22 protein-coding genes are annotated in these 25,173 nt (G+C 52.3%); 13 read left to right on the plus strand and 9 right to left on the minus strand.

Going from position 1 to position 25,173, the window contains the following annotated elements; all coding sequences use genetic code 11:
- Window positions 1–21 precede the first annotated feature (21 nt).
- On the plus strand, window positions 22–1,500 hold the full coding sequence (proS, locus tag TH63_RS19235) for a proline--tRNA ligase (RefSeq protein WP_048922386.1): 1,479 nt from the start codon (window positions 22–24) through the stop codon (window positions 1,498–1,500).
- Window positions 1,501–1,615: 115 nt separating this feature from the next.
- Here the strand turns inward: proS and TH63_RS19240 are convergent, their stop codons facing one another.
- The gene (locus TH63_RS19240; protein ID WP_048922387.1) at window positions 1,616–3,862 is read right to left on the minus strand and encodes a cation:proton antiporter domain-containing protein; all 2,247 of its coding nucleotides are present in this window, start codon (window positions 3,860–3,862) and stop codon (window positions 1,616–1,618) included.
- 250 nt (window positions 3,863–4,112) lie between these two features.
- On the opposite strand from TH63_RS19240, the gene TH63_RS19245 reads away from it, so the two are divergent.
- Window positions 4,113–4,691, plus strand: coding sequence for an LOG family protein (locus TH63_RS19245; protein ID WP_048922388.1), 579 nt, complete (start codon window positions 4,113–4,115; stop codon window positions 4,689–4,691).
- A gap of 293 nt (window positions 4,692–4,984) precedes the next feature.
- Here the strand turns inward: TH63_RS19245 and hemH are convergent, their stop codons facing one another.
- Window positions 4,985–6,013 carry a ferrochelatase gene (gene hemH, locus TH63_RS19250; protein ID WP_048922389.1) on the minus strand — a complete coding sequence of 343 codons (1,029 nt, stop codon included), beginning with the start codon at window positions 6,011–6,013 and terminating at the stop codon, window positions 4,985–4,987.
- Window positions 6,014–6,409: 396 nt separating this feature from the next.
- Between hemH and era the strand changes: the two genes are divergently transcribed.
- From era to TH63_RS19275, 5 genes are all read left to right on the plus strand, one after another.
- The gene (gene era, locus TH63_RS19255; RefSeq protein WP_048922390.1) at window positions 6,410–7,300 is read left to right on the plus strand and encodes a GTPase Era; all 891 of its coding nucleotides are present in this window, start codon (window positions 6,410–6,412) and stop codon (window positions 7,298–7,300) included.
- A 191-nt stretch (window positions 7,301–7,491) separates the two neighbouring features.
- Entirely contained in the window at window positions 7,492–8,805 is a 1,314-nt protein-coding gene (gene der, locus TH63_RS19260) for a ribosome biogenesis GTPase Der (protein WP_048922391.1), read from the plus strand.
- Window positions 8,806–8,870: 65 nt separating this feature from the next.
- Window positions 8,871–9,071 (plus strand): hypothetical protein, encoded by a 201-nt coding sequence (locus TH63_RS19265; RefSeq protein WP_048922392.1) that lies wholly within the window; start codon window positions 8,871–8,873, stop codon window positions 9,069–9,071.
- Between the two features lie 238 nt (window positions 9,072–9,309).
- Window positions 9,310–9,504: a hypothetical protein gene (locus TH63_RS19270; RefSeq protein ID WP_156180742.1), complete on the plus strand. Its 195-nt coding sequence runs from the start codon at window positions 9,310–9,312 to the stop codon at window positions 9,502–9,504.
- Between the two features lie 75 nt (window positions 9,505–9,579).
- A complete protein-coding gene (locus tag TH63_RS19275; RefSeq protein WP_048922394.1) occupies window positions 9,580–9,774 on the plus strand; it encodes a hypothetical protein in 195 nt (64 codons plus the stop codon).
- A 144-nt stretch (window positions 9,775–9,918) separates the two neighbouring features.
- Here the strand turns inward: TH63_RS19275 and TH63_RS19280 are convergent, their stop codons facing one another.
- From TH63_RS19280 to TH63_RS19305, 6 genes are all read right to left on the minus strand, one after another.
- Window positions 9,919–10,488, minus strand: a complete 570-nt coding sequence (locus TH63_RS19280) for a hypothetical protein (RefSeq protein WP_048922395.1) — start codon at window positions 10,486–10,488, stop codon at window positions 9,919–9,921.
- Window positions 10,489–10,639: 151 nt separating this feature from the next.
- Complete coding sequence (murQ, locus tag TH63_RS19285; protein ID WP_048922396.1) at window positions 10,640–11,446, minus strand: N-acetylmuramic acid 6-phosphate etherase; 807 nt, start codon at window positions 11,444–11,446, stop codon at window positions 10,640–10,642.
- On the minus strand, window positions 11,443–12,294 hold the full coding sequence (locus tag TH63_RS19290) for a BadF/BadG/BcrA/BcrD ATPase family protein (RefSeq protein WP_048922397.1): 852 nt from the start codon (window positions 12,292–12,294) through the stop codon (window positions 11,443–11,445). Before TH63_RS19290 ends, murQ begins: the two co-directional genes overlap by 4 nt.
- Before the next feature lie 55 nt (window positions 12,295–12,349).
- Entirely contained in the window at window positions 12,350–12,583 is a 234-nt protein-coding gene (locus TH63_RS19295) for a cytochrome b5 domain-containing protein (RefSeq protein ID WP_048922398.1), read from the minus strand.
- Window positions 12,584–12,714: 131 nt separating this feature from the next.
- A complete protein-coding gene (locus TH63_RS19300) occupies window positions 12,715–13,011 on the minus strand; it encodes a GIY-YIG nuclease family protein (RefSeq protein WP_048922399.1) in 297 nt (98 codons plus the stop codon).
- A 210-nt stretch (window positions 13,012–13,221) separates the two neighbouring features.
- Window positions 13,222–14,370, minus strand: a complete 1,149-nt coding sequence (locus TH63_RS19305) for a formimidoylglutamase (protein ID WP_048922400.1) — start codon at window positions 14,368–14,370, stop codon at window positions 13,222–13,224.
- A 150-nt stretch (window positions 14,371–14,520) separates the two neighbouring features.
- Here TH63_RS19305 and TH63_RS19310 point away from each other — a divergent pair, with 150 nt between their 5' ends.
- The 6 genes from TH63_RS19310 (at window position 14,521) to TH63_RS19335 (ending at window position 23,235) form a co-directional block, all read left to right on the plus strand.
- Window positions 14,521–16,287 carry an AMP-dependent synthetase/ligase gene (locus TH63_RS19310; protein ID WP_048922401.1) on the plus strand — a complete coding sequence of 589 codons (1,767 nt, stop codon included), beginning with the start codon at window positions 14,521–14,523 and terminating at the stop codon, window positions 16,285–16,287.
- A gap of 448 nt (window positions 16,288–16,735) precedes the next feature.
- Entirely contained in the window at window positions 16,736–17,194 is a 459-nt protein-coding gene (locus TH63_RS19315) for a MarR family winged helix-turn-helix transcriptional regulator (protein WP_048922402.1), read from the plus strand.
- Window positions 17,195–17,303: 109 nt separating this feature from the next.
- On the plus strand, window positions 17,304–19,706 hold the full coding sequence (locus TH63_RS19320) for a 3-hydroxyacyl-CoA dehydrogenase/enoyl-CoA hydratase family protein (RefSeq protein WP_048922403.1): 2,403 nt from the start codon (window positions 17,304–17,306) through the stop codon (window positions 19,704–19,706).
- A gap of 85 nt (window positions 19,707–19,791) precedes the next feature.
- Entirely contained in the window at window positions 19,792–20,970 is a 1,179-nt protein-coding gene (locus tag TH63_RS19325) for an acetyl-CoA C-acyltransferase (protein ID WP_048922404.1), read from the plus strand.
- Between the two features lie 50 nt (window positions 20,971–21,020).
- Entirely contained in the window at window positions 21,021–21,383 is a 363-nt protein-coding gene (locus TH63_RS19330; protein WP_048922405.1) for a four helix bundle protein, read from the plus strand.
- A gap of 55 nt (window positions 21,384–21,438) precedes the next feature.
- Window positions 21,439–23,235: an acyl-CoA dehydrogenase family protein gene (locus TH63_RS19335; RefSeq protein ID WP_048922406.1), complete on the plus strand. Its 1,797-nt coding sequence runs from the start codon at window positions 21,439–21,441 to the stop codon at window positions 23,233–23,235.
- 324 nt (window positions 23,236–23,559) lie between these two features.
- Here TH63_RS19335 and TH63_RS19340 read toward each other — a convergent pair whose 3' ends face one another.
- On the minus strand, window positions 23,560–25,011 hold the full coding sequence (locus TH63_RS19340; protein WP_156180746.1) for a hypothetical protein: 1,452 nt from the start codon (window positions 25,009–25,011) through the stop codon (window positions 23,560–23,562).
- Window positions 25,012–25,173: the final 162 nt, after the last annotated feature.

Raw genomic sequence — 25,173 nt, forward strand, 5'->3', positions numbered from 1 at the left:
CCTCTACCAAAGATACAAAAAATGAGCAAAGGGTTGCCTAAACGCAGTGAGGATTATTCCCTCTGGTATAATGAGTTAGTAAAGCGCGCCGGCCTGGCAGAAAACTCCGCCGTACGCGGCTGTATGGTCATCAAGCCTTACGGGTACGCCATCTGGGAAAAGATGCAGCGCGTGCTGGATGACATGTTTAAAGCTACAGGACACTCCAACGCCTACTTTCCCCTATTTGTACCAAAAAGTTTGTTTGAGGCCGAAGAGCAGAACGCTGAGGGCTTTGCCAAGGAATGCGCCGTAGTGACCCACTACCGCCTGCAAACCGACCCAGACCGGCCCGGTAAACTGCGCGTAGACCCCAATGCCCGCCTGGAAGAGGAACTGATTGTACGCCCTACCTCAGAGGCCATTATCTGGAACACCTACAAAGGCTGGATCCAGAGCTACCGTGACCTGCCCCTGCTCATTAACCAGTGGGCCAACGTGGTGCGCTGGGAAATGCGCACCCGCCTGTTCCTGCGTACCGCTGAGTTCCTGTGGCAGGAAGGACACACCGCCCACGCTACCTCTCAGGAAGCCATAGAGGAAACCGAGCGTATGCTGCATGTGTACGCTGAGTTTGCCGAGAGCTACATGGCGCTACCGGTGGTACGCGGTAAGAAATCTGCCAATGAGCGTTTTGCGGGCGCCCTGGACACGTACTGTATTGAAGGTTTGATGCAAGACGGAAAAGCCCTGCAGGCCGGTACGTCCCACTTTCTGGGGCAGAACTTCGCCAAAGCCTTTGACGTGAAATTCGCGACCAAAGAAGGCGGCCTGGAACACGTTTGGGGAACCTCCTGGGGCGTGAGTACCCGCCTGATGGGAGCCCTGGTGATGGCCCACTCAGACGACGAAGGTCTGGTGTTGCCACCCAAGCTGGCGCCTATCCAAGTAGTGATTGTGCCTATCTACAAAGGCGAGGAGCAACTGGCCCAGATCTCTGAGAAAGTGTTGGGCCTGAAAAAGCAACTGGAGGCCAAAGGCATTTCCGTGAAGTTTGACGACCGTGACACCGAGCGCCCCGGCTTCAAGTTTGCCGAATGGGAACTGAAAGGCGTGCCGGTACGCATTGCCATTGGCGGAAGAGATTTGGAGAACGGCACCGCCGAAGTAGCCCGCCGCGACACCAAAGAGAAAAGCTCGCAACAGTTTGATGACCTGGTGAACCTGATCCCGGCCCTGCTGGACGAGATTCAGGAGAACATCTACAAGAAAGCCTTTGATTTCAGGGAGGCCAATACTACCCGGGTAGATTCCTACGAAGAGTTCAAACGTCTTTTGGATGAGAAACCAGGCTTCATCTTGGCCCACTGGGATGGTACCCCGGAAACCGAGGAACGCATCAAAGAGGAAACCAAAGCCACTATCCGCTGCATCGCGCTGGACTCTCCGGAGGAAGACGGCGTGGACATGGTGACTGGTCAGCCCTCTAAGCGCCGCGTGTACTTTGCAAGGGCGTACTAATACAACTACTACCAAAAGCTGTCTTGCTTAAAAGAAATCGGGGACTGCCTTAGGGCGGTCCCCGATTTCTGTTTTAGGGCCATTTTGGCTAAAACGTGCCCTAAACGATAAGTGGCTAAGAGTTTGGGTCAATGCTCCTGATCAGGCGGGTGTCGCCCACCAGCCAGACAATGTCACCCAGGGTGAAAACGGTGGAGGGGTCTGGGTTCAGCAGGCGCTTGCCTCTGCGCTCAATGCCCACTACTAACCCGTTGGTCTTTTCCCTGATGCCAGATTCCCGGATGCTGAGGTTCTGGAAGGGAAACTTGGCGTTCACAATCAGTTGCTTTAAGGAGATATCGGGCTGCACAGACAGGGGTGGGTGCTCCGGGGCGAAGGCCTCCACGAACGGCTTGAACTGTTCCAGCTGTTCATCTGTACCAATCACCGTGATTTTGTCTGCGGGGTAGAGTCGCTCGTGGCCGCGGGGCACCGGCAGGATCAGGTTGCCCCTTTCAATGCGCGCAATATTTATCCCGAACTTCTCCCGCAGGGCCAGCTCAAAGAGAGTCTTGCCCACTACCCCAGACTCGGGGCTTATCTTAAACTCCGCTAAATGTGCATCCCAGGGCAGTAGTTTCTTTACCGGCGATTCATTTTCCTGCTCCTTAGCGTGCAGGTTGCTCAGGAAGCGGCGCTCAATACGGCTGTAGGTTTTACGCAGGCGCTGCGTGAGAAGCGGGAAGATGATACCCAGCAGAATGGCGGCTATCACCAGCGCCACCTGTATGGAGAAGACCCGGTCCAGCAGCAGGCCTACAAACAGGAGGGCCAGCAGAATACGCCCTGTTTCCAGTGCTACCAAAGGACCGCGGGCGTATTTTTTGTAGCGCCACAGCCGGGAGTAGGCCCGCAAACTCACCCTTCTAATAGCCAGGGCCCAGATAAAGGGCGCCATGAGCACCAGCGCCAGCCCTACCGTCACCAGGTTACTCCAGAACTCCACTGAGAGGGCCTCTGAAAAGGTAGGCGCCAGGTACTGGGTGGCCAGTAGGATGATGCCAATGAGCACCACGGAGTTGGAGACCACAATCTGTGCAAACCGGCGCAACACAATCTGCCAGTCGCTCCTGTTTTTGATGGATTGGGTGCTTCGGCTGTAGGTGGCAAAGGCGGCTTTGTACCTGTCAGGCAGGCGGCGTTCTATGAAAGCGTTCAGGGGGTCGGCGAGCCGGATAAGGAAGGGCGTGGTAAAGGTGGTCACCGCCGAGAGCGCCACGGCAATGGGGTACAGAAAATCACTAGTGACCTTAAGCGACATACCCAGCGTGGCAATAATAAAGGAAAACTCCCCAATCTGGGCCAGACTCAGCCCTGCCTGGATAGACTGTTTCAAGGGCTGCCCCGAGGCCAGCGCGCCAAAGGTACTGGAGAGAAATTTGCCAAGAATGGTCACCACCGTAAGCAGAAAAACCGGGCCAATGTACAGGATCAAAAGCCGAAGGTCAATGAGCATGCCCACAGACACAAAGAACACCGCCCCAAACAGATCTTTCACAGACTTGGTCAGGTGCTCAATCTTTTCGCTGAACACGGTTTCCGCCAGAATAGAGCCCATAATAAACGCACCCAGGGCAGGCGAGAACCCGGCCTGGGTGGCAATAACCACCATGAGGAGGCAAAGCGCCACAGAGACAATGAGCAGCGTCTCTTCGTTCATGAGCTTGCGGGCCCGGCGCAAAAAAGAAGGAATAAGGTAAATGCCGCCCAGAAACCAGATAGACAGGAAAAAGGCCAGCCGAAGCATGGCCCGGAGCATGGCCTCGCCGCCAAACTGCTGGCTTACCGCCAGGGTAGACAAGAACACCAGCAGTAAAATGGCCACCAGGTCTTCCACCACCAGTATACCAAACACAAAGCCCGCAAACTTCTGGGTCTTGATGCCCAGCTCGTCAAAGGCCCTAATGATAATGGTGGTGGAGGAAATAGAGAGAATGCCGCCCAGAAAGATGCTGTCAATGGAAGACCACCCCAACAACTGACCGGTCACGTAGCCTAAAAAGATCATGGCCAGCACCTCGGTCATGGCCGTTACAGAGGCTGTGCCGCCCACCTTGGCCAGCTTCTTGAAACTGAATTCCAGCCCCAGGCTGAAGAGCAGGAAAATCACCCCTATTTCGCCCCACACGCTAATGGTTTCCCGGTCAGTGACCGAGGGCAGGAATTTGAAGTTAGGGCTAACAAGTACCCCGGCAATAATATACCCCAGTACCAGCGGCTGCCGGAGCTTCTTGAAAATAAGCGTGGTAACGCCAGCGGTAGCCAGAATGAATGCCAGGTCTGAGATTAAGGCGGGAAGGTGTATTTCAGTGGCGGCTGGCATGGGTCAGGTAAGAAACAACAGGCATTCAGAACGGTAAGGGTCAGTTTTTCTCTTCTTAGTAGGCCGGGGTTACAGGGGTAAGTACTTATACGTTTGTAATTTAAAATACCTGTTTTATGACGGAAGGTTTAGAAAGGCGTTTCAGGGCCGTTTTCAGGAAAACAGGCCTAAAACAAAACCGGCCCGCGCTTTCGTGTGCTCACAGGGCTTTTGTACTTTTATAGCTTCTAGCATTTAAATATTTTCTTGTATGAAAAGCATTGCCATTTTCTGTGGGGCCAGCACTGGCCATAACCCCGTTTACCGTGAAGCGGCCCAAGCCCTGGGCACCCTTTTTGCGCGGCGCGGCATACGGCTGGTCTTTGGCGGCGGCAAGGTAGGCCTGATGGGCGTGATAGCTGATGCGGTCTTGGCCGGCGGCGGCGAAGTGATTGGCGTGATTCCGCAGAGCCTGGTAGACATGGAGGTTGCGCACCAGGGCCTCACCGAACTGCACGTGGTAGAAACCATGCACGAACGCAAAGCCTTGATGGCCGCCGAGTCTGATGCCTTTGTGGCCATGCCGGGCGGCTTCGGGACGTTTGATGAGCTGTGTGAGATTGTGACCTGGAACCAATTGCGCATCATTCAGAAACCAGCGGCTCTTTTTAACGTGAACGGCTATTTCAATTCCTTCCTGTCCATGATTGACCATGCCGTAACCGAAGGATTCATCAAAGCTGATCAACGCGCGCAATTATTGGTGGAAGACCAGGCCGAAAAACTGCTGGACCAGCTCCAGCGCCAAGCCCAAGGCGGCTCTGACTGGGTAGATTTTGACCGCATCTAGAAGCAGGATTTTCTGGATTAACTTGATTTTCAGGATTAAGCAGGAGAAAGGATCTTCGTTCCACTCTAACGGCTGAAGCTGCGGTGCGGAAGTATAAATCAGAAATGGATGAATACGGATTCATGCGAGTCTGGAGGTTCTCGTTTCTTAGAGTCACGGGTTAGACACCTGGTGCCGGCTAAAACCAAGAAGGCGTTTTGAGGCTGTTTTTACATAAACAGCCTCAAAACGCCTTCTTGGTTTTCTGCACATCTAACCAATCCTGAAAATCAAATTAATCCAGGAAATCCTGCTCAGGCTTCCTGAACCATCTCGGCCACGGTGTCTACCCACATGGGGTGCGTGTTCAGGCTTTCCACCAGCTGCCAGTGCTTGCCGCCGGCTTCCTCAAACTCCTCTTTAAATTCCTTGCCTACCTCAATGGTGGTTTCCAGGCAGTCGGCGACAAAGGCGGGGCTGAAAGCCAGTACGCTTTTGATACCCGCGGCCGCCAGGTCTTTCAAGACAAAATCTGTATACGGTTTCAGCCACGGGTCTTTGCCCAGCCGTGACTGGAACGTGACTGAGTACTTGTCTTCTGGTATATTCAACGCCTTGGCCAGTTGTCTTGAGGTCTCAAAGCATTGGGCGCGGTAACAGTAGCGGTTGCGGCTGTGGTAGGTGTTGCAGCAGACGCCCAACTGGCAATAGCCCTTGGTGCTGGCTTTCAGGATCTGCCGCTCGGGCAAACCGTGGTAGCTGAACACAAAATGGTCATAGTCACGCTTGGACATGTGCTGGCGGGCAATCTCTGCAAACGTGCCAATAAAGCCCGGGTGGTTGCAGAACGTGCTAATGAACCTGATGTCTGGAATCACCTCCCATTTGCTCACCAACTCCATCACTTTCTCCTGCACAGAGCCTGTGCTAGCCGAGGCATACTGCGGGAACAGCGGCAACACCACAATGCGGTCCACTACCTTCTCCTGCAACTCGGCTAAGGCCGCCTCAATGCTGGGGCTCTGGTAGCGCATGCCAAAGGCCACGTGATAGTCTTTGCCCAGTTTCTCCTGCACCAGCTTCTGCAGATCCAGCCCGTGGAACAGCAGCGGCGAGCCGCGTTCGGTCCAGAGTTGGGCGTAGATCTTAGCAGATTTTGGGGCCCTGAAGGGCGCAATCACGCCATTCACTAACATATATCTACTAGGCGCGGCAATGTCCAGCACCCGTTTGTCTAGTAAAAACTCGCGCAGGTACTTGCGCACGTGCGGTACGCTGGGAGAGTCCGGCGTACCCAGATTCACTAGTAATACTCCTGTTTTGCCAGTGGCTCCACTTTTCATAGGCAGTCAATTGAGGTGCAAAGATACAGATTTGATAGGTACGGCTAGCATCTGGTAAAGATGATACGCATCATGGGCCTAACAGATAAAAGGTCATTCTGTTTCAGGGCTGTTTTTGATAAAACAGGCCTAAAACACAAGGAGCAGGTAGTGAAGGCGCATCTGTAGTAAATGGCAGGTTAACGTAAGGCGGTGTTAAAAAGTAGACATAAAAAGCTACAAGCTCAAGAAAGAAGAAGCAATGAGGTCAAAGATAAATCTAAGACCATTTCATTTAACTACTATAGTCTCAAGTAGCTTAATAATCAGGAACTAACAAGCAGCAATGGATAACTCCTGCCTCAGAACTCGTTTAAAAACGTTACCTTTGCAAATTGTTTTAAAAGGAGGAGAAAAATGGCAGAGAAGCCACACAAAGCAGGGTTTGTAAGCATCATTGGCAAGCCCAACGTGGGTAAGTCTACTTTGATGAATGTGATGGTGGGCGAGAAACTTTCCATTATCACCTCCAAAGCCCAGACTACCCGCCACCGCATTATGGGTATCCTCAACTCAGAGGATTTCCAGATTGTGTATTCAGACACCCCCGGCATCATCCAGCCCCAGTATGAACTGCATGAGTCTATGATGCGGTTCGTGCACGCCTCTTTAGAGGATGCAGACGTGATTCTGTTCGTGACAGATATCTATGAGAAGCATGATGAGAGCGAAGTGGTAGAGCGTCTGCGCAAAGCCAAGGCACCTATTCTGCTGCTCATCAACAAGATTGACCAGGCCACCCAGGAAGAAGTGGTAGCCAAAGTAGAGTACTGGAAAGAGCAGTTGCCGGCCCAGGAATACATGGCCATCTCGGCGCTGCACAGCCAGGGCACGCCCGGGGTTTTCCAGAAGATTCTGGACCTGCTGCCGGAGCACCCGCCCTATTATCCAAAAGATGAACTAACTGACAAGCCCGAGCGTTTCTTTGCGGCCGAGATGATACGGGAGAAGATTTTCCTGAACTACAAAAAAGAGATTCCTTACAGCTGTGAAGTGGTGGTGGAAGAGTTCAAGGAAGACGAGACCATCATTAGAATCCGCGCCGAGATAAGCGTGGAACGCAAAAGCCAGAAAGGCATTGTGATAGGAGACAAAGGCGCCGCCCTTAAGAAAGTAGGCACCCAGGCCCGTCTGGACATGGAGGAGTTCTTCCAGAAAAAAGTGTTCCTGGATCTCTACGTACGCGTGAACGAAAACTGGCGCACTGACAAGCGCCTGCTGGACCGGTTCGGATATAATAGCATTTAGAAAGAGACACAAGATATAAGACATAGGATACAAGACTGAGAGAAGAAAAAGTCTTATGTCATGCGTCTTACATCTTGTATCTGAAAGATAGTACCCTTTTAGCGGCGCCACGGAGGCGACACCGCAGGGCTTCACCCGCGTTTTGGGAGTGATTCTTAAAAAAGAGCCTCAAAACGCACATTTCAATTGATATGGCACAAAATACAATCGCCATTGTAGGACGCCCCAACGTGGGCAAATCAACCTTGTTCAACCGCTTGGTAGGGGAGCGCAAAGCCATCATGGACAATGAGAGCGGCGTGACCCGTGACCGGCACTACGGCCATGGCAACTGGACAGGTAAATACTTCACCGTTATTGACACCGGCGGCTACGTACGCGGGTCTGATGATATCTTTGAAGGCGAAATCAGGAAGCAGGTAGACCTGGCTATCAATGAGGCAGACGTGATTCTGTTCATGGTAGACGTAGATGCCGGCGTAACGGGCCTGGATCAGGAGTTTGCCGATGTGCTGCGCCGCAGCAAAAAGCCTATTTACATTGTTGCCAACAAGGCAGACACCCACGCCCGCGGTCACCTGGCCGGTGAGTTTTACGCGCTGGGTTTTGAAGGCGAAATCTTCCCGGTTTCCAGCCAGAACGGTTCTGGTACCGGTGAGTTGCTAGACGCGGTGGTTTCCCACTTTAAGGAAGAAGGCATTGAGAACCCAGAGGCCGGTATTCCGCGCATTGCCGTGATTGGCCGCCCTAACGTGGGCAAGTCCTCTTTCGTGAACCTGCTGTTGGGCGAGGATAGAAACATTGTGACCGATATTGCCGGTACCACCCGTGACTCTATCCACTCACACTACAAAGCCTTCGGGAAGGAGTTTATCATCATTGACACCGCCGGCCTTAGAAAGAAAAGCAAGGTGCATGAAGACATTGAGTTCTACTCGGTGCTACGCTCTATCAGAGCCCTGGAGGACAGTGATATCTGCGTGATGATGCTGGACGCCACCCGCGGCATTGAGGCCCAGGATATGAATATCATCGGCTTAGCCGATAAGAACCGGAAGGGCCTGGTGATTCTGGTGAATAAATGGGATCTGGTGGAGAAGGAAACCAACACCGTGCGTGACATGGAGAAGGCTATTCTGGAGCGCATTGCCCCCATTGCGTATCCGCCTATCGTCTTCATTTCCGTGGAGAACAAGCAGCGGGTGCACAAGGCCATTGAGACCATTATTCAGGTGCATGAGAACCGGTCTATGAAAATCCCTACCTCCAAGCTGAATGATGCCATGCTCAAGGAGATTGAGCGCTATCCGCCGCCGTCCATTAAAGGGAAATTCGTCAAAATTAAATACGTGACCCAATTACCTACCAACACGCCTACATTCGCCTTTTTCTGCAACTTACCGCAGTACATAAAAGAGTCGTACGCGCGCTTTTTGGAGAATAGGTTACGGGAACATTTTGGTTTTGAAGGAGTGCCTGTTAACTTAGTGTTCAGAAAAAAATAGGTTCGGCCTGGTTTTTTCTTTTCCAAGACCTTACACGCTCCACCCTTTACCCCTTTATTAACATCATGAGGACTATTTTAACGTTAATTGCAGCGGCGGGCTTTATGGCTTTTACTGCCTGTGATTCTAAGAAAGCAGATGAGGCGTCTGCTTCCACTACCACAGAGGAAGCTATTAACGCCACAGACATAGCTGAAACAACTGCTTCTCCCATTGATACCCAAGGGGTTTTGGTAGATACACTTGCTACAGATTCTATTAAGTAGTTACCAAGCCGGCAGAATGTGCCGGTGTTATTCTTAAAAGCGCGGAATAGGCTTGCCTAAGGTGAGTTTGTTCTGCGCTTTTGTGTGAATTAAAGGAACTTGTTGCATAATTTGTATATCTATGGAAGAAAATATATCCATTCTTCCATGCTTGCGTACAAGACTCCATAAACCTTAAAAAGCCATATTTACTCTGGGCCTTTTAGGGAAGTTGAATAAAATGCTTGAAAAAATAACCATGAAAAAGACGCTGTTTCTCTCTGCTTTGCTTGCCGGTGTTCTGGGCTTTACCGCCTGTGACTCCAAGACTGAAAACAAAATGGAAGAGCAAGCTGAGATTGTGGAAACCCACGCTGAAATGGCCGGTGACACTGCGTTAGCGCGGGAAGCCAGACAAGTCAAAGATAGCATTGACGAAGTGGACCCAAAATAAGTGCGGTGTTCTATATAATAGAATGCTATTTTTTGAGTATCTTAAATTGTTTTTAAATCCCTACAAAATAAAACTATGAAAAAGACATTGTTTGTAATGGCCTTAGCTGCCGGTATGATGAGTTTCGCTTCTTGTGATTCTGCCAAAGAAAACCAACAAGAAGAAAAAGCAGAGCAAATGGAAGATGTAGCTGATGATGCTGACAACCCTGCTGCTGAAGAAGCTGCTGAAGAACTGGAAGACAGCGTTGATGCTGTTGATCCTAAATAAGCCAACTACAAGTTTAAAAAAGAAGGGGCGTCCAATTGGGCGCCCCTTCTTTTTTTGCTTAACCGGGTAGCCTGGGAGCGCCTGCCGGGAATTGGGGTGATACGTTTTGAGGCTATTTTAAGGAAAACAGCCTCAAAACGCAGACTAAGCGCCTAGCCGCCGCTGTATGAGCCGGTCTACCAGCATGTAAAGCTGGGGCGGGGCAAGCGTGCGCCACGGGATCTTGTCCAGGTCACCCCCGAAGTTGATGTAATAATCCAGGTTGAACTGCTGCATCTCCTGCACCACAAAGTCCTGGAACCCAATGGCGGCAATCCAGCCTTCTTCCACGTCTTCAAACCATTCCTCATAGTAAGAATCATCTGAGCCGTGAAAGTTGAAGACATTCTCTCCTATGAGAATATAGTGGTTAATGCCCTCGCCCACCATCAGATCCAGGATATTGCGCTTCAGGCTCATGATGTCATTGTGGAGCGTGTCATTCCACTCGCCAATGAATTCAATGATGGCGTAGCCCTCGTTATAGTCTGCGTACAGAATCTTAAGGAACAGCGTCTCAGAGTCCATGTCATCCCACTGCGGATGGATGTAGTAGCCGTAAATGGTATTCATGTACTCCAATTCATTGTACTCCGCGCCGTACAGCGGCGAGCGCTCATCCTCAGAGGCAGAATAGGCTTCAATCCAGTTATAAAAGGGTTCTATGGTATGCATGGTAAAATAAAATAGCTGGAAAAGAAGTAACGGAGAAACTGGCCGGCGGGATGAGGGAACGGCATAAAAAAAGATCCGCCCGTTAGAGGCGAATCTTTTTTTATGCGCGTTTCGAGCCTGTTTTCCGGAAAACGGCCCCGAAACGGGAAATCTATTGATTGTAATACGAGGTGATGGCGGCGCGCACGCTGCCGTGCAGGTCCAGCAGTTCACGGGCTTTCTCTTCAGAGATGTTCAGCTCGTCCATGATCATGCGGGTACCGCGGTCCACCAGTTTGTAGTTGGTGAGCTGCATGTCTATCATCTTGTTGCCTTTCACCTTGCCCAGTTGAATCATAACCGAGGTGGTGAGCATATTCAACGCCAACTTCTGGCCGGTGCCGGCTTTCATGCGGGTGCTGCCGGTCAAGAACTCAGGGCCGGTAACTACCTCAACTGGGAACTTGGCCACGGCCGCTACTTTGCTGTCTGCGTTGCAGACTACGCAGCCGGTGGTGATGCCCCGGTCATTGCAGGCCTGCAGGCCGCCAATCACATAGGGTGTACGGCCCGAGGCGGCAATGCCTACCACCACGTCTTTCTCGTTTACGCCATAGGCATCCAGGTCTCTGATGGCTTGCTGGTCATCGTCTTCGGCAAACTCCACGGCCCTTCTAATGGCGGTATCGCCACCGGCCATAATGCCAATGACCATGTCAAAGGGCACGCCAAAGGTAGGGGGGCACTCAGAGGCATCTAACACGCCCAGCCTACCGCTGGTGCCGGCGCCAATGTAAAACAGGCGGCCGCCTTCGCGCATTTTGGCTACTACCGCGGCTACCAGCTTCTCTAACTGCGGAATGGCTTTTTCCACGGCCAGGGGCACCGTTTTGTCTTCTTTGTTGATGTTGGTAAGGAGTTCATGCACGCTCATCTTTTCCAGATGGTCATAGTGCGAGGCGGTTTCAGTTGTACTCATAGGGTAAGTTTTTGCTGATGATACTGGCTAAGCCCCTCAATGGGACTTTCTAAGATAGTGCATACGGTGACGCCGTATTGTTTGGCTACCGTACGCAGAATGTCTCTGAAATAATAGGCAATGGAGCCTACAAAGTGGGTTTCTTTCTTCTGATAGTCTGGGTATTTGATCACGGCCTTCTCAAAGAAATCGCCCAGACATTTGCAGATCATCTGGTAGATGAAGGGGTGGTCGCGGTGGTCTGAGAGGAAACGGGCAAAACCCGCCATGTACCGGTTGGGGTAAGGCTTGCGGTACACGTTGTCTACTATCTCATCACGGTTAGTATGGTAGCGCTCCTCAAAGGCCTGGTGCAGGTCTGGGGGTAACTCCTGGTTCAGGAACGCCTGCACAATGTGCTTGCCCATGTACCCGCCGCTGCCCTCATCACCCAAGATAAAGCCCAGATTGGGGAGGTTCTGCACAATCTTTTCGCCATCATACAGGCAGGAGTTGGAGCCGGTGCCCAGGATACAGGCAATGCCCTCTTTGTGGCCACAAAGCGCCCGGGCGGCGGCTTCCAGGTCATGGTGTACGTGTGCCTGGGCGGAAGGGAACACCTCCAGCAGCGCGGCCGCTACAATGTCCTGCTTGTCTTTGGCACTACAGCCCGCGCCGTAGAAGTAAACCTCCTGGGGAGTAGCACCGGGCAATTGCGGCAGCAGGCTGTCTTTGAGGGTTTGGGCAATCTCAGGGGTATTCTGGTAGTAGGGGTTGAACCCCACGGTGAGGGCCTGGGCCACTTCGCCCTGGGCGTTTAAGAGGCGCCAGGCGGTTTTCGTTGAGCCACTGTCGGCAATAAGGATCATAAGCGGGCGGGGAAAGAAACGGCCTCAAATCTCTGAAAATCTGCCCAAAGAAGCCCTATTTTTTTAAGATTCCTATTACGGTGAACTTGTCAAACACATATTCAGTGTGCGGTGCGTCCTTCAGTTCCTCCGTTAGGTCCTGGCCGGCCCAGTGCTCATAGTGGTTTCCCCGGCGCCACAACCGTGATTTGGTCACATCATAAATCTCCCCCTTGTAGGCGACCCAAATCTCATCACGGTCCTGTCCGTTACGGAGGGCTAGCTGGGAGCGGGTGTATTCTGGTAGCATTGAGTGAATGAGAGATTGAGTGATTGAGAGAATGAAGAACGGGAAAAATTATTTTGAAGTGTTTTTTCTGGCTTTGTCGTCTTATACCCCTCCTTTGACATCCTGGAAGGATCTCGGTGGCGAACGGTAGTTCAGTCGACTACCTTCAGGAACAGCATCCTAGGGTTCAAGCTTTTAATCAAGGCCACTTTCTCCTCCTTACTCATCAGCTTCAGCTCCTTTTCGGTGTCAATGGCGTGCTGTACGTAAGTGAAGCGTTCATAGTACAACAGTTTGTAACAGTAATACCTCCCGGCGAACGTCTCGGGCTTTCCGCGGTTCTCCCGGTGCTCAACCAACCTGCGTTGCAGGTCATTGGTGATTCCCACGTAGAAAACGGTCTTCGTCGGGTTCGACGTGATGTAGACGAAGTAGTTATGCTGTTTCACCGCTGCTGCCTGTCTAGTTCGCCACCGAGATCCTTCCAGGATGACAAAAGAGGAAGGATGCTTGACAGAAAAGCAGTGGGAGTTGGAAAGGCCTTAAAAGATGTTTTCCTAATAACAGCCCCATTGCCCTGTAGACCTTTTTACCCATATTTCATTAAGAATTCTTCTTAAAAATAGCACATCAGCACATTTCCAAATTAGCACATTCAATTACAACCGCGTCTGCATCAATATCCACCTATTAGGCACTTCGCCGTCGGCGGCGGTGAGGTAGTCCTGGTAGCTGCAGGGCACAATGAGGGGAGGGCGCTGGCCCGAAAGGTCGTCTACCTGCATCCACCATTTCTGGGTGTGGCGGTTTTTGTAGAAGAACATCTTGTTGGGGTTGTCATGGAAACCCACCGAGAACTTAAGGAAGTGGTTGCTGTGGAAATCAAGGGTGCCCTGGCGCTGGTAGAAACCTTCTATGGTATACCAGATCATGGTGGCCAGCGTGGTGGCCGTGAGGGCACGGTGGTCCAGTTCGGGGCGGTAGCCGTAGAAACCGATGGAACTGAGCTGGTCGTTCTGGCCAGCGTACCAGCACAGTTGGCAGGCCTCTTCGCCGGTAAGCCCGAAGGGGTTGGCCTGGAGCTGGCCGGGGGCGTCCTGGTGCCGGATAGCCGAGACGTCAAAACTGATCAGATCGGCTTGCCGTAACACAGGTTCCATTTCCTGCATCTGCTGCCGTACCTGGCCAATGCGGAAAAGCTCAAAGTGGAGCTTTTCCAGCACGCCCAGCATAGAGGCATCGGTGAGGTAAGCTTGGTGGGCCAGGTGCGTAAAGCCTAACAGGTAATTGGGCTCATGCAACAAAATGCGTTGCAGGTGGTTCGCTTCGGGGAGGGCGTCATCTTCAATGGCCACGTCCAGCTGGCTGTCAATGAGGGTGAGGTTTACGCTTTTGGATAAATGCTCATAGCCCAGAAACTGCCCGTACGTAAGGTCATGCGACCCGCCCAGCAGAATAGGGAATTTACCGGAGTCCACTACCATCTCCACCACTTCCTTCAGGCGCAGGTAGGTGTCTTCCAGATGAATGCCCGGCAGCAGGTTGCCCAGGTCCATGACCAACCATTGCCCCGTGCCTTTAATCAGGCGGTACAGCTCTTTGCGTATGCGGTTAGGGCCTTCATAGGTCAGGTTGCTGGCATCAACGGTGCCGCGGTATTCCGGCAAGCCAATCAAAACCACCTCGGCAGACCGCCAGTCCGGGAACGAATGGATGAACGGCGCCAGGTAGGCTCCCACCGTTTTGGGGTTGGTTACCTGCCCGAAAAGCTCTTCTGGAAGGGGCTCGAAAAAGATGGCTAAATTCATGTGGTGCGTAAGGCAAAAATCAAATTTAGGCAATTATTGGGCACCAGAAGATATGATTTTTAGCAATTATGAGGGGATAGGCCCCTTGGCTTAATTTTTTTTAACCGGATTTTGCTTTATCTTAACCGAACGAACTACACAGACAACACTATGAAAGTGACACGCGTTTTTGACCTTCTTACGCAACAGGTGCAGGAATTTCCCCAACCCGATTGCCTGGCCGCCAAAATCAATGGAGAATGGGTGAAATATAGCACCCAGCAGGTAATTGACACGGCAAATACGCTAAGTCTGGCCTTGATCAAATCTGGCATCAAAAAAGATGATAAGGTGGCGCTCATTTCCATGAACCGCCCGGAGTGGGTGTTCGCCGATTACGGTATCCAGCAGACCGGGGCGGTGAGCGTGCCCATGTACCCCACCATTACCGTGGAGGACTACCGCTTTATCTTACAAGACTCTGAGACCAAACTTATTCTGGTTTCCACCGAGGACCTCTACAACAAAGTAAAAGAAGCCGCTGAAGGCCTGACCGGCATACAGGGTATTTACACCTTTGACCAGGTGCCCGGGGCCAAGCACTGGTCTGAGCTCCTGAAGTTGGCTGAGGGCGAAGACGCGGCAACCCTGGAGCCTTACAAGGCCGCCGTGACCCCGCAAGACCTTCTCTCCATTATCTATACCTCTGGTACCACCGGCGCGCCCAAGGGCGTGATGCTGTCGCACAACAACCTGGTGAGTAATTTCACGGCCGTGAAGCCGTTTGTGCCGGTAAGCGCGGAACACCGGGCATTGAGCTTCCTGCCGCTGTGCCACATCTATGAGCGCATGGTGTCTTGTATCTACCTGTCTGTGGGGGTATCGATTTACTTTGCCGAGAGCATTGACAAGGTAGGCGATAACCTCAAGGAAGTGAAGCCGCACATTTTTGTGACCGTGCCGCGCCTGCTGGAGAAAGTCTACGACAAGATTGTGGCCAAAGGCTCTGAGTTGACCGGTATCAAAAAAGGACTGTTCTTCTGGGCATTGAACCTGGGGCAGAAATATGATACCCGCAAATCGCCGGGCGCGTTCTATGACATGCAGTTGAAGCTGGCCCGCAAGCTTATCTTCTCCAAATGGAAAGATGCGTTGGGCGGTAACATCAAAGTGATTGTGTCTGGCGGGGCTGCCCTGCAACCGCGTCTGGCCCGGGTTTTCTGGGGAGCCGACATCCGGATTATGGAAGGCTACGGCCTAACAGAAACCTCGCCGGTAATTGCCGTGAACCGCTATGAGCCCGAAGACAATGCCATTGGAACCGTAGGCCCCGTGATAGACGGCGTGGAAGTGAAGATTGCCGCAGACGGCGAGATCCTTACCCGCAGCCCAAGCGTGATGGTAGGTTACTACAAACACCCCGAACTCACCGCTGAGGTCATTGACCCGGACGGCTGGTTCCACACCGGGGACATTGGCGAACTGGTAGAAGGCCGCTTCCTGAAGATCACCGACCGCAAAAAGGAGATGTTTAAGACTTCCGGCGGTAAGTACGTGGCCCCGCAGCTCATTGAAAACAAACTCAAAGAGTCGCTGGTGATTGAGCAGGTGATGGTCGTAGGTGAAGGCGAGAAATTCCCGGGTGCCCTCATTGTGCCGGCCTTTGAGGGCCTGCAGGAATGGTGCAAGATTCACCACATTCCCTACACCACCAATGAGGAAATGATCCAAAAGCCCGAGGTGCTGGAGAAGTTCCAGAAGGAGATAGACAAAGCCAATGAAACCCTGGCCCAGTATGAGCGCATTAAGAAGTTTGTGGTGCTGCCCAAGGCCTGGAGCATTGAAAGCGGCGAAATGACCCCTAAGCTCAGCATCAAGCGCAAGGTGATCACTGCCAACAACAAAGACCTGATAGAGGGTCTGTACCGCACCGCCTAGAATAGGATGAAACAGAAGAGGAGACGCAGGAAAGCGTCTCCTCTTCTGTTTTTAGGGCTCTCCAACTTTAAGGTACAGTTTTAAATCAGGCCTAAGGCCGATACTAGGAAAATGGTCAGAGTAATGAATAGGACTCACCGGCGCTTGTTTTTTCTGTCACCCTGTTTTGGCGGAAAGGTTTTGCGCAGCAGGCGTAGCGGCTTACTAGAGAAAACCGTTTTGAGGCCGTTTTCCGGAAAATAGGCTTAAAACGGTTTTTCGCTTTTGGCAGTACGTACTACAGCGGCTGGATTGGATATTATAGGAAGCTTCGCAAAATAACCTGTCTCCCTTTCCCAAAAACGCAAGGCAGGGCCCTTCTTTGAGGGAAAGAATAAAAAATCTCAAATAATAGTATGCAAGCATAACATATTTTTCTAAATTTGGTAAGAGACACCTATACCAACCCATGAAAGCAGAGGAAACCGTTGACTTTAACATTAAGGTGTGTTGGCATGCCATAGCGCGTATGTATAATACCCAGGCCGCCAAAAATGACATTACCACTTCCATTGGGTTTGTGCTCCTGAACATTGACCGCGAGAAAGGTACCCCGGCCACTAAAATTGCCCCTTTGCTGGGCTTGGAGGCCCGAAGCCTTACCCGCATTCTCAAGAGCATGGAAGAGAAAGGCCTTATTTATAAGGTAGCTGATGCCCAGGACAAACGGTCGGTGCGCATCCATCTCACCGACCTGGGTCTGGAAAAACGGGAGGTAAGCCGCATTACCGTAAAGCAGTTCAACCAGAAGGTGCGGGAGGTGATCCCGGAGAAACAGCTGGACGTGTTCTTCAAGGTGATTGGCCAGATCAACCACCTGATTGAGGCCAAGGAAGTGTTTGCCGAAGAAGGCAAGCCAGCTAAATAATACCTGTTTTACGCCTGTTTTCCTGGAAACTGCCCTAAAACGGAAAGTGCTAAAGAGAAAAAATCGTGCGTACCTGGTACGCACATCTTGATACATAAAAAGAGTAATTATGAAGAGAATCATTAAGAAAGTGGCGGTGCTGGGCTCGGGCATAATGGGTTCGCGCATTGCCTGCCACTTTGCCAATATTGGCGTGCAGGTGCTGTTGCTGGACATGGTGCCCCGCGAGCTGCTCCCCGAGGAAGAAGCCAAAGGCCTCACCCTGGAAAGTAAGCCCGTGCGTAACCGCATTGTGAACACCGCCCTGCAAACGGCCGTTACCTCCAACCCGGCCCCACTCTACAAAAAAGAAGACGTACGGTTAATCCAGACGGGTAACTTTGATGATGACCTCAAAGACATTGCCGGTTGTGACTGGACCATTGAGGTGGTAGTAGAAAACCTCAAGATCAAGCAATCTGTGTTTGAGCGCGTGGAGCAGTTCCGCAAGCCGGGCACTTTGATCACCTCCAATACCTCGGGCATTCCCATTCACCTTATGTTGGAAGGACGCTCAGATGATTTCAAAAAGCATTTCTGCGGTACCCACTTTTTCAACCCGCCGCGGTACCTCAAGCTGTTGGAGATCATCCCCACCCCAGAAACTGATCCTGAGGTAACCCAATTCCTGCTTAAGTACGGCGACCTGTTTCTGGGTAAGACCACCGTGCTGGCCAAAGACACGCCGGCCTTCATTGCCAACCGTGTGGGTATCTACGGCATCATGCAGGTGCTGCACGTCATGGAGAAACTAGGCTTGAACGTGGACGAGGTAGACCGCCTCACCGGACCGGTAGTGGGCCGCCCCAAGTCAGCCACATTTAGAACCTCAGATGTGGTAGGTCTGGATACCCTGGCCAAAGTAGCGCAGGGCTTGTACCAGACCGGCGAAGCCGATGAAAGACGCGAGCTGTTCCAGTTGCCGGGCTACATTGAGCAAATGCTGGAGAAGAAATGGCTGGGTGATAAAACCAGGCAGGGCTTCTACAAGAAAACCAAAAACGCCGAGGGCGCCACCGAGATCCTGACCCTGGACCTGAAAACCATGGAATACGGACCTAAGCAAAAGGTGCGGTTCCAGAGTATGGAAATGCTCAAGCCCATTGATGACCTGCGCAAGCGCCTGAAGGTGTTCAGCCAGGCGCAGGACAAAGCCGGTGAGTTCTTCCGGGAGACTTCCTTTGGGCTGTTCCAGTACGTGACCAACCGCATTCCGGAGATCTCAGATGAGTTGTACCGCATAGATGACGCCATGCGCGCCGGCTTTGGCTGGGAACTGGGTCCGTTTGAGACCTGGGACGCTTTTGGCGTACGCGAAACCGTGAGCGCCATGGAAGCCGCCGGCTACAAACCCGCCGACTGGGTATATGAAATGCTGGAGGCAGGGCACGAGACCTTCTACCGCAGCCAGAACAACCAGCGCCAGTACTATGACCTCATCACCAAAGACTACCGCCAGATTCCGGGCACCGAGAACTTTGTGCTCCTGGATGTGTTGCGCGGGACCAACGTGGTCTGGAAGAACGCCGGCTGCTCTATCATTGATCTCGGTGACGGCATCCTGAACGTGGAGTTCCACTCCAAGATGAACGCCATTGGCAGTGAGATCATCCAGGGCCTGAACAAAGGCATTGACCTGGCGGAGCAGAATTTCCGGGGTGTGGTAGTAGGCAACGAAGCCGCCAATTTCTCGGCGGGAGCCAACTTAGGGTTGGTGTTCATGTATGCCCTGGACCAGGAGTATGATGAGCTCAACCTCATGATCAAGCAATTCCAGAACACCATGATGCGCATGCGCTACTCGGCCATCCCGGTAGTGGCCGCCCCGCATGGCTTGACCCTGGGCGGGGGTTGCGAACTCTGCCTGCACGCAGACCGCGTACAGGCGGCCGCCGAAACCTACATTGGCTTGGTGGAATTTGGCGTAGGCCTGATCCCGGGCGGCGGAGGTACCAAGGAAATGACCTTGCGCACCTCGGCGGCCTATGAAGAAGGCGACACCGAGTACAATGCTTTGCGCAACGTGTTCCTGACCATTGGTACGGCCAAAGTCTCTACCTCGGCCGCAGAGGCCTACGCCCTGGGCTTCATGCGCCACGGCGATGGCATCACGCTCAACAACAACCGCCAACTGGCAGAGGCCAAGGCCGAAGCCATTCTCTTAGCTGAGGCGGGTTACACAAGACCCATTCCCAAGACCAACATCAAGGTACAAGGCAAAGGCGGGTTAGGCATGTTCATTACCGGCGCCCACGCCATGCACGCCGCCGGGTTTATCTCTGAGCATGACCGCAAGATCTCTGAGAAACTGGCCTACGTGATGTGCGGCGGTGACTTGTCTATGCCATCTGAAGTGTCTGAGCAATACCTGCTGGATCTGGAGCGCGAAGCCTTCCTGAGCCTCTGCGGGGAACGCAAGACCCTGGAGCGCATCAAGAGCATCTTAACCACCGGTAATCCGCTAAGGAATTAGACGTAAATAATTATTGTTCAGGAAGATAAGAGGGGATGTGTTTTAAGCCTCTTTTCCCTGAAACACCTCAAAAACAGAAAAGAAAATGCAAACTGCCTATATAGTTGCCGGATTCAGAACAGCCGTGGGGAAAGCGCCCCGTGGGGTCTTCCGTTTTACCCGGCCCGATGACCTGGCCGCCGATGTGATCAAGCATTTGCTTGCCTCGGTGCCGCAACTGGACCCCGCCCGCGTAGATGACCTGTTGGTGGGTAACGCGGTGCCTGAGGCCGAGCAAGGCCTGCAGATGGGCCGCATGATTTCCCTGCTGGCCCTGCCTATTAACGTGCCCGGCGCCATTATGAACCGCTACTGCGGCTCCGGTATTGAGACCATCGCTACCGCCGCCTTTAAGATTCAGGCCGGCATGGCCGATTGTATCATCGCCGGAGGCACCGAGTCTATGAGCATGGTGCCGGTAGTTGGCTGGAAAACCGCCCCTAACTACAAAATAGCCAAGGAGCACCCAGAATACTACCTGAGCATGGGCCTGACCGCCGAAGCCGTGGCCAATGACTTTAAAGTAAGCCGCGAAGACCAGGATGCCTTTGCCTTCGCCTCGCACCAGAAAGCCATCAGGGCCATTGAAGAAGGCCGGTTCAAGGACCAGATTGTGCCCATTAACGTGGAGGAAACCTACCTGGACGAGAACGGCAAAAAGAAAACCCGCTCATACGTGGTAGACACCGATGAAGGCCCCCGCGCCGACACCTCTCTGGAGAAACTGGCTAAACTTCGGCCGGTATTTGCCGCCAACGGAAGCGTGACCGCCGGTAACTCGTCCCAGACCTCAGACGGGGCTGCCTTTACCATTGTCATGAGCGAGCGCATGGTGAAAGAACTGAACCTGGAGCCTATCGCCCGCCTGGTGTCTTACGCCACCGAAGGCATTGACCCGCGCATTATGGGCATGGGACCCATTAAAGCCATTCCGAAGGCCTTGAAAAATGCCGGCATGAGTCTGCAAGACATTGACCTTTTTGAATTGAACGAAGCCTTCGCCTCCCAATCCATTGCCGTGCAGCGCGAACTAGGCATTGACCCGGAGAAACTGAACCCTAATGGCGGCGCCATCGCTTTAGGCCACCCACTGGGCTGCTCCGGCGCCAAACTCAGCGTGCAACTTTTTAGCGAACTCCGCCGCCAGAACAAGAAGTTTGGTATGGTGACCGCCTGCGTAGGCGGCGGCCAGGGTGTGGCAGGTATTTATGAACTGTTGCGCTAGGCGCTTTCGCGCCTGACACAAGATGTAAGACATAAGACGCAAGACTCTTCATGCATAATTTTAAAGAGCTTAAGATTTGGCAGGAGGCAATGAAGTTGGCCAAGCAGGTATATGAGGTGTCAGCTACCTTTCCAGCCAATGAAAGATATGGTCTTACATCACAAATTAATAGGGCCGCTGTTTCTGTTCCCTCAAATATTTCGGAAGGAGCAGGGAGAGGCAGTAATAAAGAATTTATTCAGTTCCTAAATATTGCAAGAGGCTCAGCCTTTGAAATAGAAACACAATTGCTACTTGCCCAAAGCCTTGGCTTTGTAAGTGAAGAACAATTACAGCCATTGCTTCAGCAAGTAAGCATGGTGCAACGAATGATAAATAGGTTTAAAGACAAATTGCTCAGTGATTTAAAATAGAGTCCTGAGTCTTATGTCCTGTGTCTTATGTCTAAACAGATAAAATAGTAGCAAAATGGCAAATACAGAATCAGCATCTAGAACGCTCAAAGGCGGTGAGTTCATCATCAAACAAACCAACGCCCAGGACATATTCATCCCGGAGGATTTCTCTGAGGAGCAGCGCATGATGGCCGAGACGGCCCAGCAGTTTGTACAGTCTGAGGTAATGCCCCTGGTGGAGCGCCTGGATAACCATGAGGAAGGCCTCATGGAGAACCTCATGAAGAAGGCCGGGGAACTAGGTCTGTTCGGGGTGGCCATTCCTGAGGAATATGGTGGGCTGGACATGGACTTCAACTCGTCCTTGCTGGTGACCGAGTCCGTGGGCTCCGGGCACTCGTTTCCGGTGGCGTTTGCGGCGCATACGGGTATTGGTATGCTCCCTATCCTGTACTTCGGTACGGAGGAGCAGAAAGCCAAATACCTTCCTAAGTTGACCACTGGGGAGTGGACCGCTTCTTACTGCCTAACCGAGCCAGGCTCGGGGTCAGATGCGCTGGCCGCCAAGACCAAAGCCATTCTGGATGTGGAAGGCGAGAACTTTGTGCTGAATGGCCAGAAGATGTGGATCACCAACGCCGGCTTCGCCGATGTCTTCATTGTGTTCGCGCAGGTAGACGGCGACAAGTTCACGGGCTTTATTGTGGAGAAAGGCTATGAAGGCCTGAGCTTGGGTCCCGAGGAACACAAGATGGGTATCAAAGGCTCCTCTACCCGCCAGGTCTTCCTCACCGACTGCAAAGTACCCATGAGTAATGTGCTGGGCGAGATTGGCAAAGGCCACCTGATTGCTTTCAACATCTTGAACATCGGGCGTATTAAGCTGGCCGCTGCCTGTCTGGGCGCCTGTAAAGCAGTCACAGATTTGTCAGTGAAGTATGCCAATGAGCGTATTCAGTTCAAGATTCCAATCTCCAAGTTTGGCGCCATCCGTCATAAACTAGCCGAGCAGGCCATCCGGATTTTCGCCGTGGAGTCTGCTTTGTACCGTTGCGGACATGACATTCATAACAAAGAGCAGGAGCTGCTGGCCGCTGGTAAAAACTACAATGAAGCTGTTCTGGAAGCCGCCCGTGAGTTTGCCGTAGAAGCCGCTATCCTGAAAGTAGACAGCTCTGAAACCCTGGATTATGTGGTAGACGAAGGTGTGCAGATTTACGGAGGCTACGGCTTCTCCGCTGATTACCCCATGGACCGCGCATACCGCGATGCCCGTATCAACCGCATCTTTGAAGGCACCAATGAGATCAACCGCATGCTTATTGTGGACATGATTCTGAAGAAAGGCCTCAAAGGCGAACTGGACCTGATGGGCCCGGCCGCCGCCGTGCAGCAGGAACTCATGGAAATCCCTGACTTCGGTGACGAGGACACCACGCTGTTTGCCGCAGAGAAAAAAGCCGTGGAGAAATTCAAGAAAGCCACCTTGCTCACCGCCGGTACCGCCGTGCAAAAGTTCATGATGACCCTAGAAAAAGAGCAGGAAGTCTTGATGTACATAGCTGATATGGCCATCCAGACCTACTTAGCAGAGTCTGCTTTGCTACGGGTAGAGAAACTTGTAGGCCAAGGCGGTGAAGAAGCCCACGCTCGCCAACTGGACATGGTACGCGTGATCATCAATGACGCCGCCGACCGCATCAACAAAGCCGGCAAAGAAGCCATCGCTGCCATGAGCGAGCCTGGTGACGAGCAGAAACTGTTACTCATTGGCCTGAAGCGCTTTACTAAACTGGAGCCGTTCAACACCAAGGAAGCCCGCCGCCGTATTGCCGCTGAGATGATTAAGGAAAACGAGTTTGTGTACTAATGTTTAGACACAGGATTCAGGACATAAGACGCAAGACTTTTCTTAAATGGTAGAACGAGCGTTTTAGGCCTGTTTTTGCCAAAACGACCTTAAAACAGAAAACCCCGCTGATTCAGCGGGGTTTTCTGTTTTAATTAGAATCTGTAGGGGCAATCCCTTGTGGTTGCCCTTTTGCGTTTGCCACCGTGGTAGGGCAACCACAAGGGATTGCCCCTACTTTTAAACTTGTTCCATTTGGCGAAAACCAGAGGAGGCTTTCAACTGCTAATAAGCATGAGTCTGTTTCGGGCCTGTTTTCTCAAAAACAGGCCCGAAACAGACTGACTAATCCTTGAATGTGATCCGGCTCAGGCGCAGGCCGGCCGAGGCTTTGTTGGGTCGGTTCACGGCGGTGATGGTGCGTTCGTCCAGCCAGGTGGTGAAGTCTTTTACGTAAGACACCCGCTGGTCATTGGCTACGTTGAGGCCTACTGCCTTGGGAGGCTCGGCACCGCCGGTCAAAAGATGGATAGACCGGGAGTAAAGGTCGGTTTTGCCTTTGATAGTTTCCAGGGTGAGCAGTTGCAGGCGGTTGCCAATGAGGTGGGCGCTGTAAGAGATTCCGGCGAAGCCTTCAGAGGCAGGGGCTTTCTGGTTTTTGATGATAACAGAGTTCCAGGTAGGTTGCAGGTACTCATTGTAGGCGAACAGGAGCAATTCCTGGGCGTGGAAGTCGCTGTTCTCACCGCCGTCTGTGTATTTCTTTTCGGCCATGACCAGAATCTGGCCTTCATGGCTTACCAGAATATCTGAGAGGTAAATGTCTGCCAGGCGGGTAGAGCCGGTAGATTGGGCCAGGGTTTTGGTGAAGTCTGGGGTGAACTTGAACTCCTCGGCAAAGCGCATGTTGCCGGCCTTGTAATCAAACCTAACCATTTTAAGGCTACGGTAGTCGCCGGTTTTTTCCTCGGCCACCAACACGGCGGCGTACAGGCTGCTGTCTTGGTGAATTTTGAAATGCGTGTCCAGCACGTACATTTTCTCGCCGTCAAACACCCCACCCAGCATCACTTCCATGACCTTAATCTCATTGTCACGGTTGTTGTAGCGGCGTACGCTCAGGCGCATAGACCGGTTGGTAAGCACGCTCACAAATTGGTTGCCGTGGTTGTCTATCTGCACATGGGCGCTTACCTGGTTGCCTAGGCCGTTAAAATCATAAAGTCTGTCTTTGATCTTGGTGAGCGAGCCGTCATAGACGTTGGCCTGCATAGACTGCAGCTGCTCATTGCGGGTGTTGGCGTGATAGGTCACCAGTTTGGAGCCATCGGCGGAGATGGCCACGGCAGGGCGGCGGCCACGGCTGGGGGCTTCCTGCAGTTTGGTTCGTTTCAATTCCTTGCCGGTAGCCACGTCAAATAGCCTTCCAAAAAGGGCCTGGCTGCCTTGGTCTGGTAACACCTGGTGGGTAATGAGCAGGGCGGTGCCTTTGTTCTGGGAAAAAGCCTCTACGGTTTCCTGGCTTAGCATGGGCACCGGGGTAGACCAAACGGCTTTGAGGTCTGCGCCGTAGCGCTCAATGGCGTACGTACTGTCAGACTTGCGGCTCAGGATCACAAAGTCTGTGGGGCTTACCGCGAAGGCCTTTTTAGGAATGCGTTGGTTGTATTGGTCCCCGTTGGCCTCTGGCGCATAGGCAAAGGCGGAAGACTTAATTTTTTGGGCCTGGCTTACACGGGGCTGAAAGAGTAAGGCCAACAGAAAGAAGCAGGAAAGAAAAAGAGTAGTAAGACGCATAATAGTAAGAGTATAGACCCCACAAATATACCGTTAAACCGGCAGGAAGCCATCACCTGACCATGGTTTGGTTTGGGCGCTATTGATTAAATATTTCATAGTAAGCTAATTGCCATTTTTATCACTATCTTTGCATCCGCTTAGATAGATATAAAAAATAAG

The organism is Rufibacter radiotolerans, assembly GCF_001078055.1.
GTDB lineage: Bacteria > Bacteroidota > Bacteroidia > Cytophagales > Hymenobacteraceae > Nibribacter > Nibribacter radiotolerans.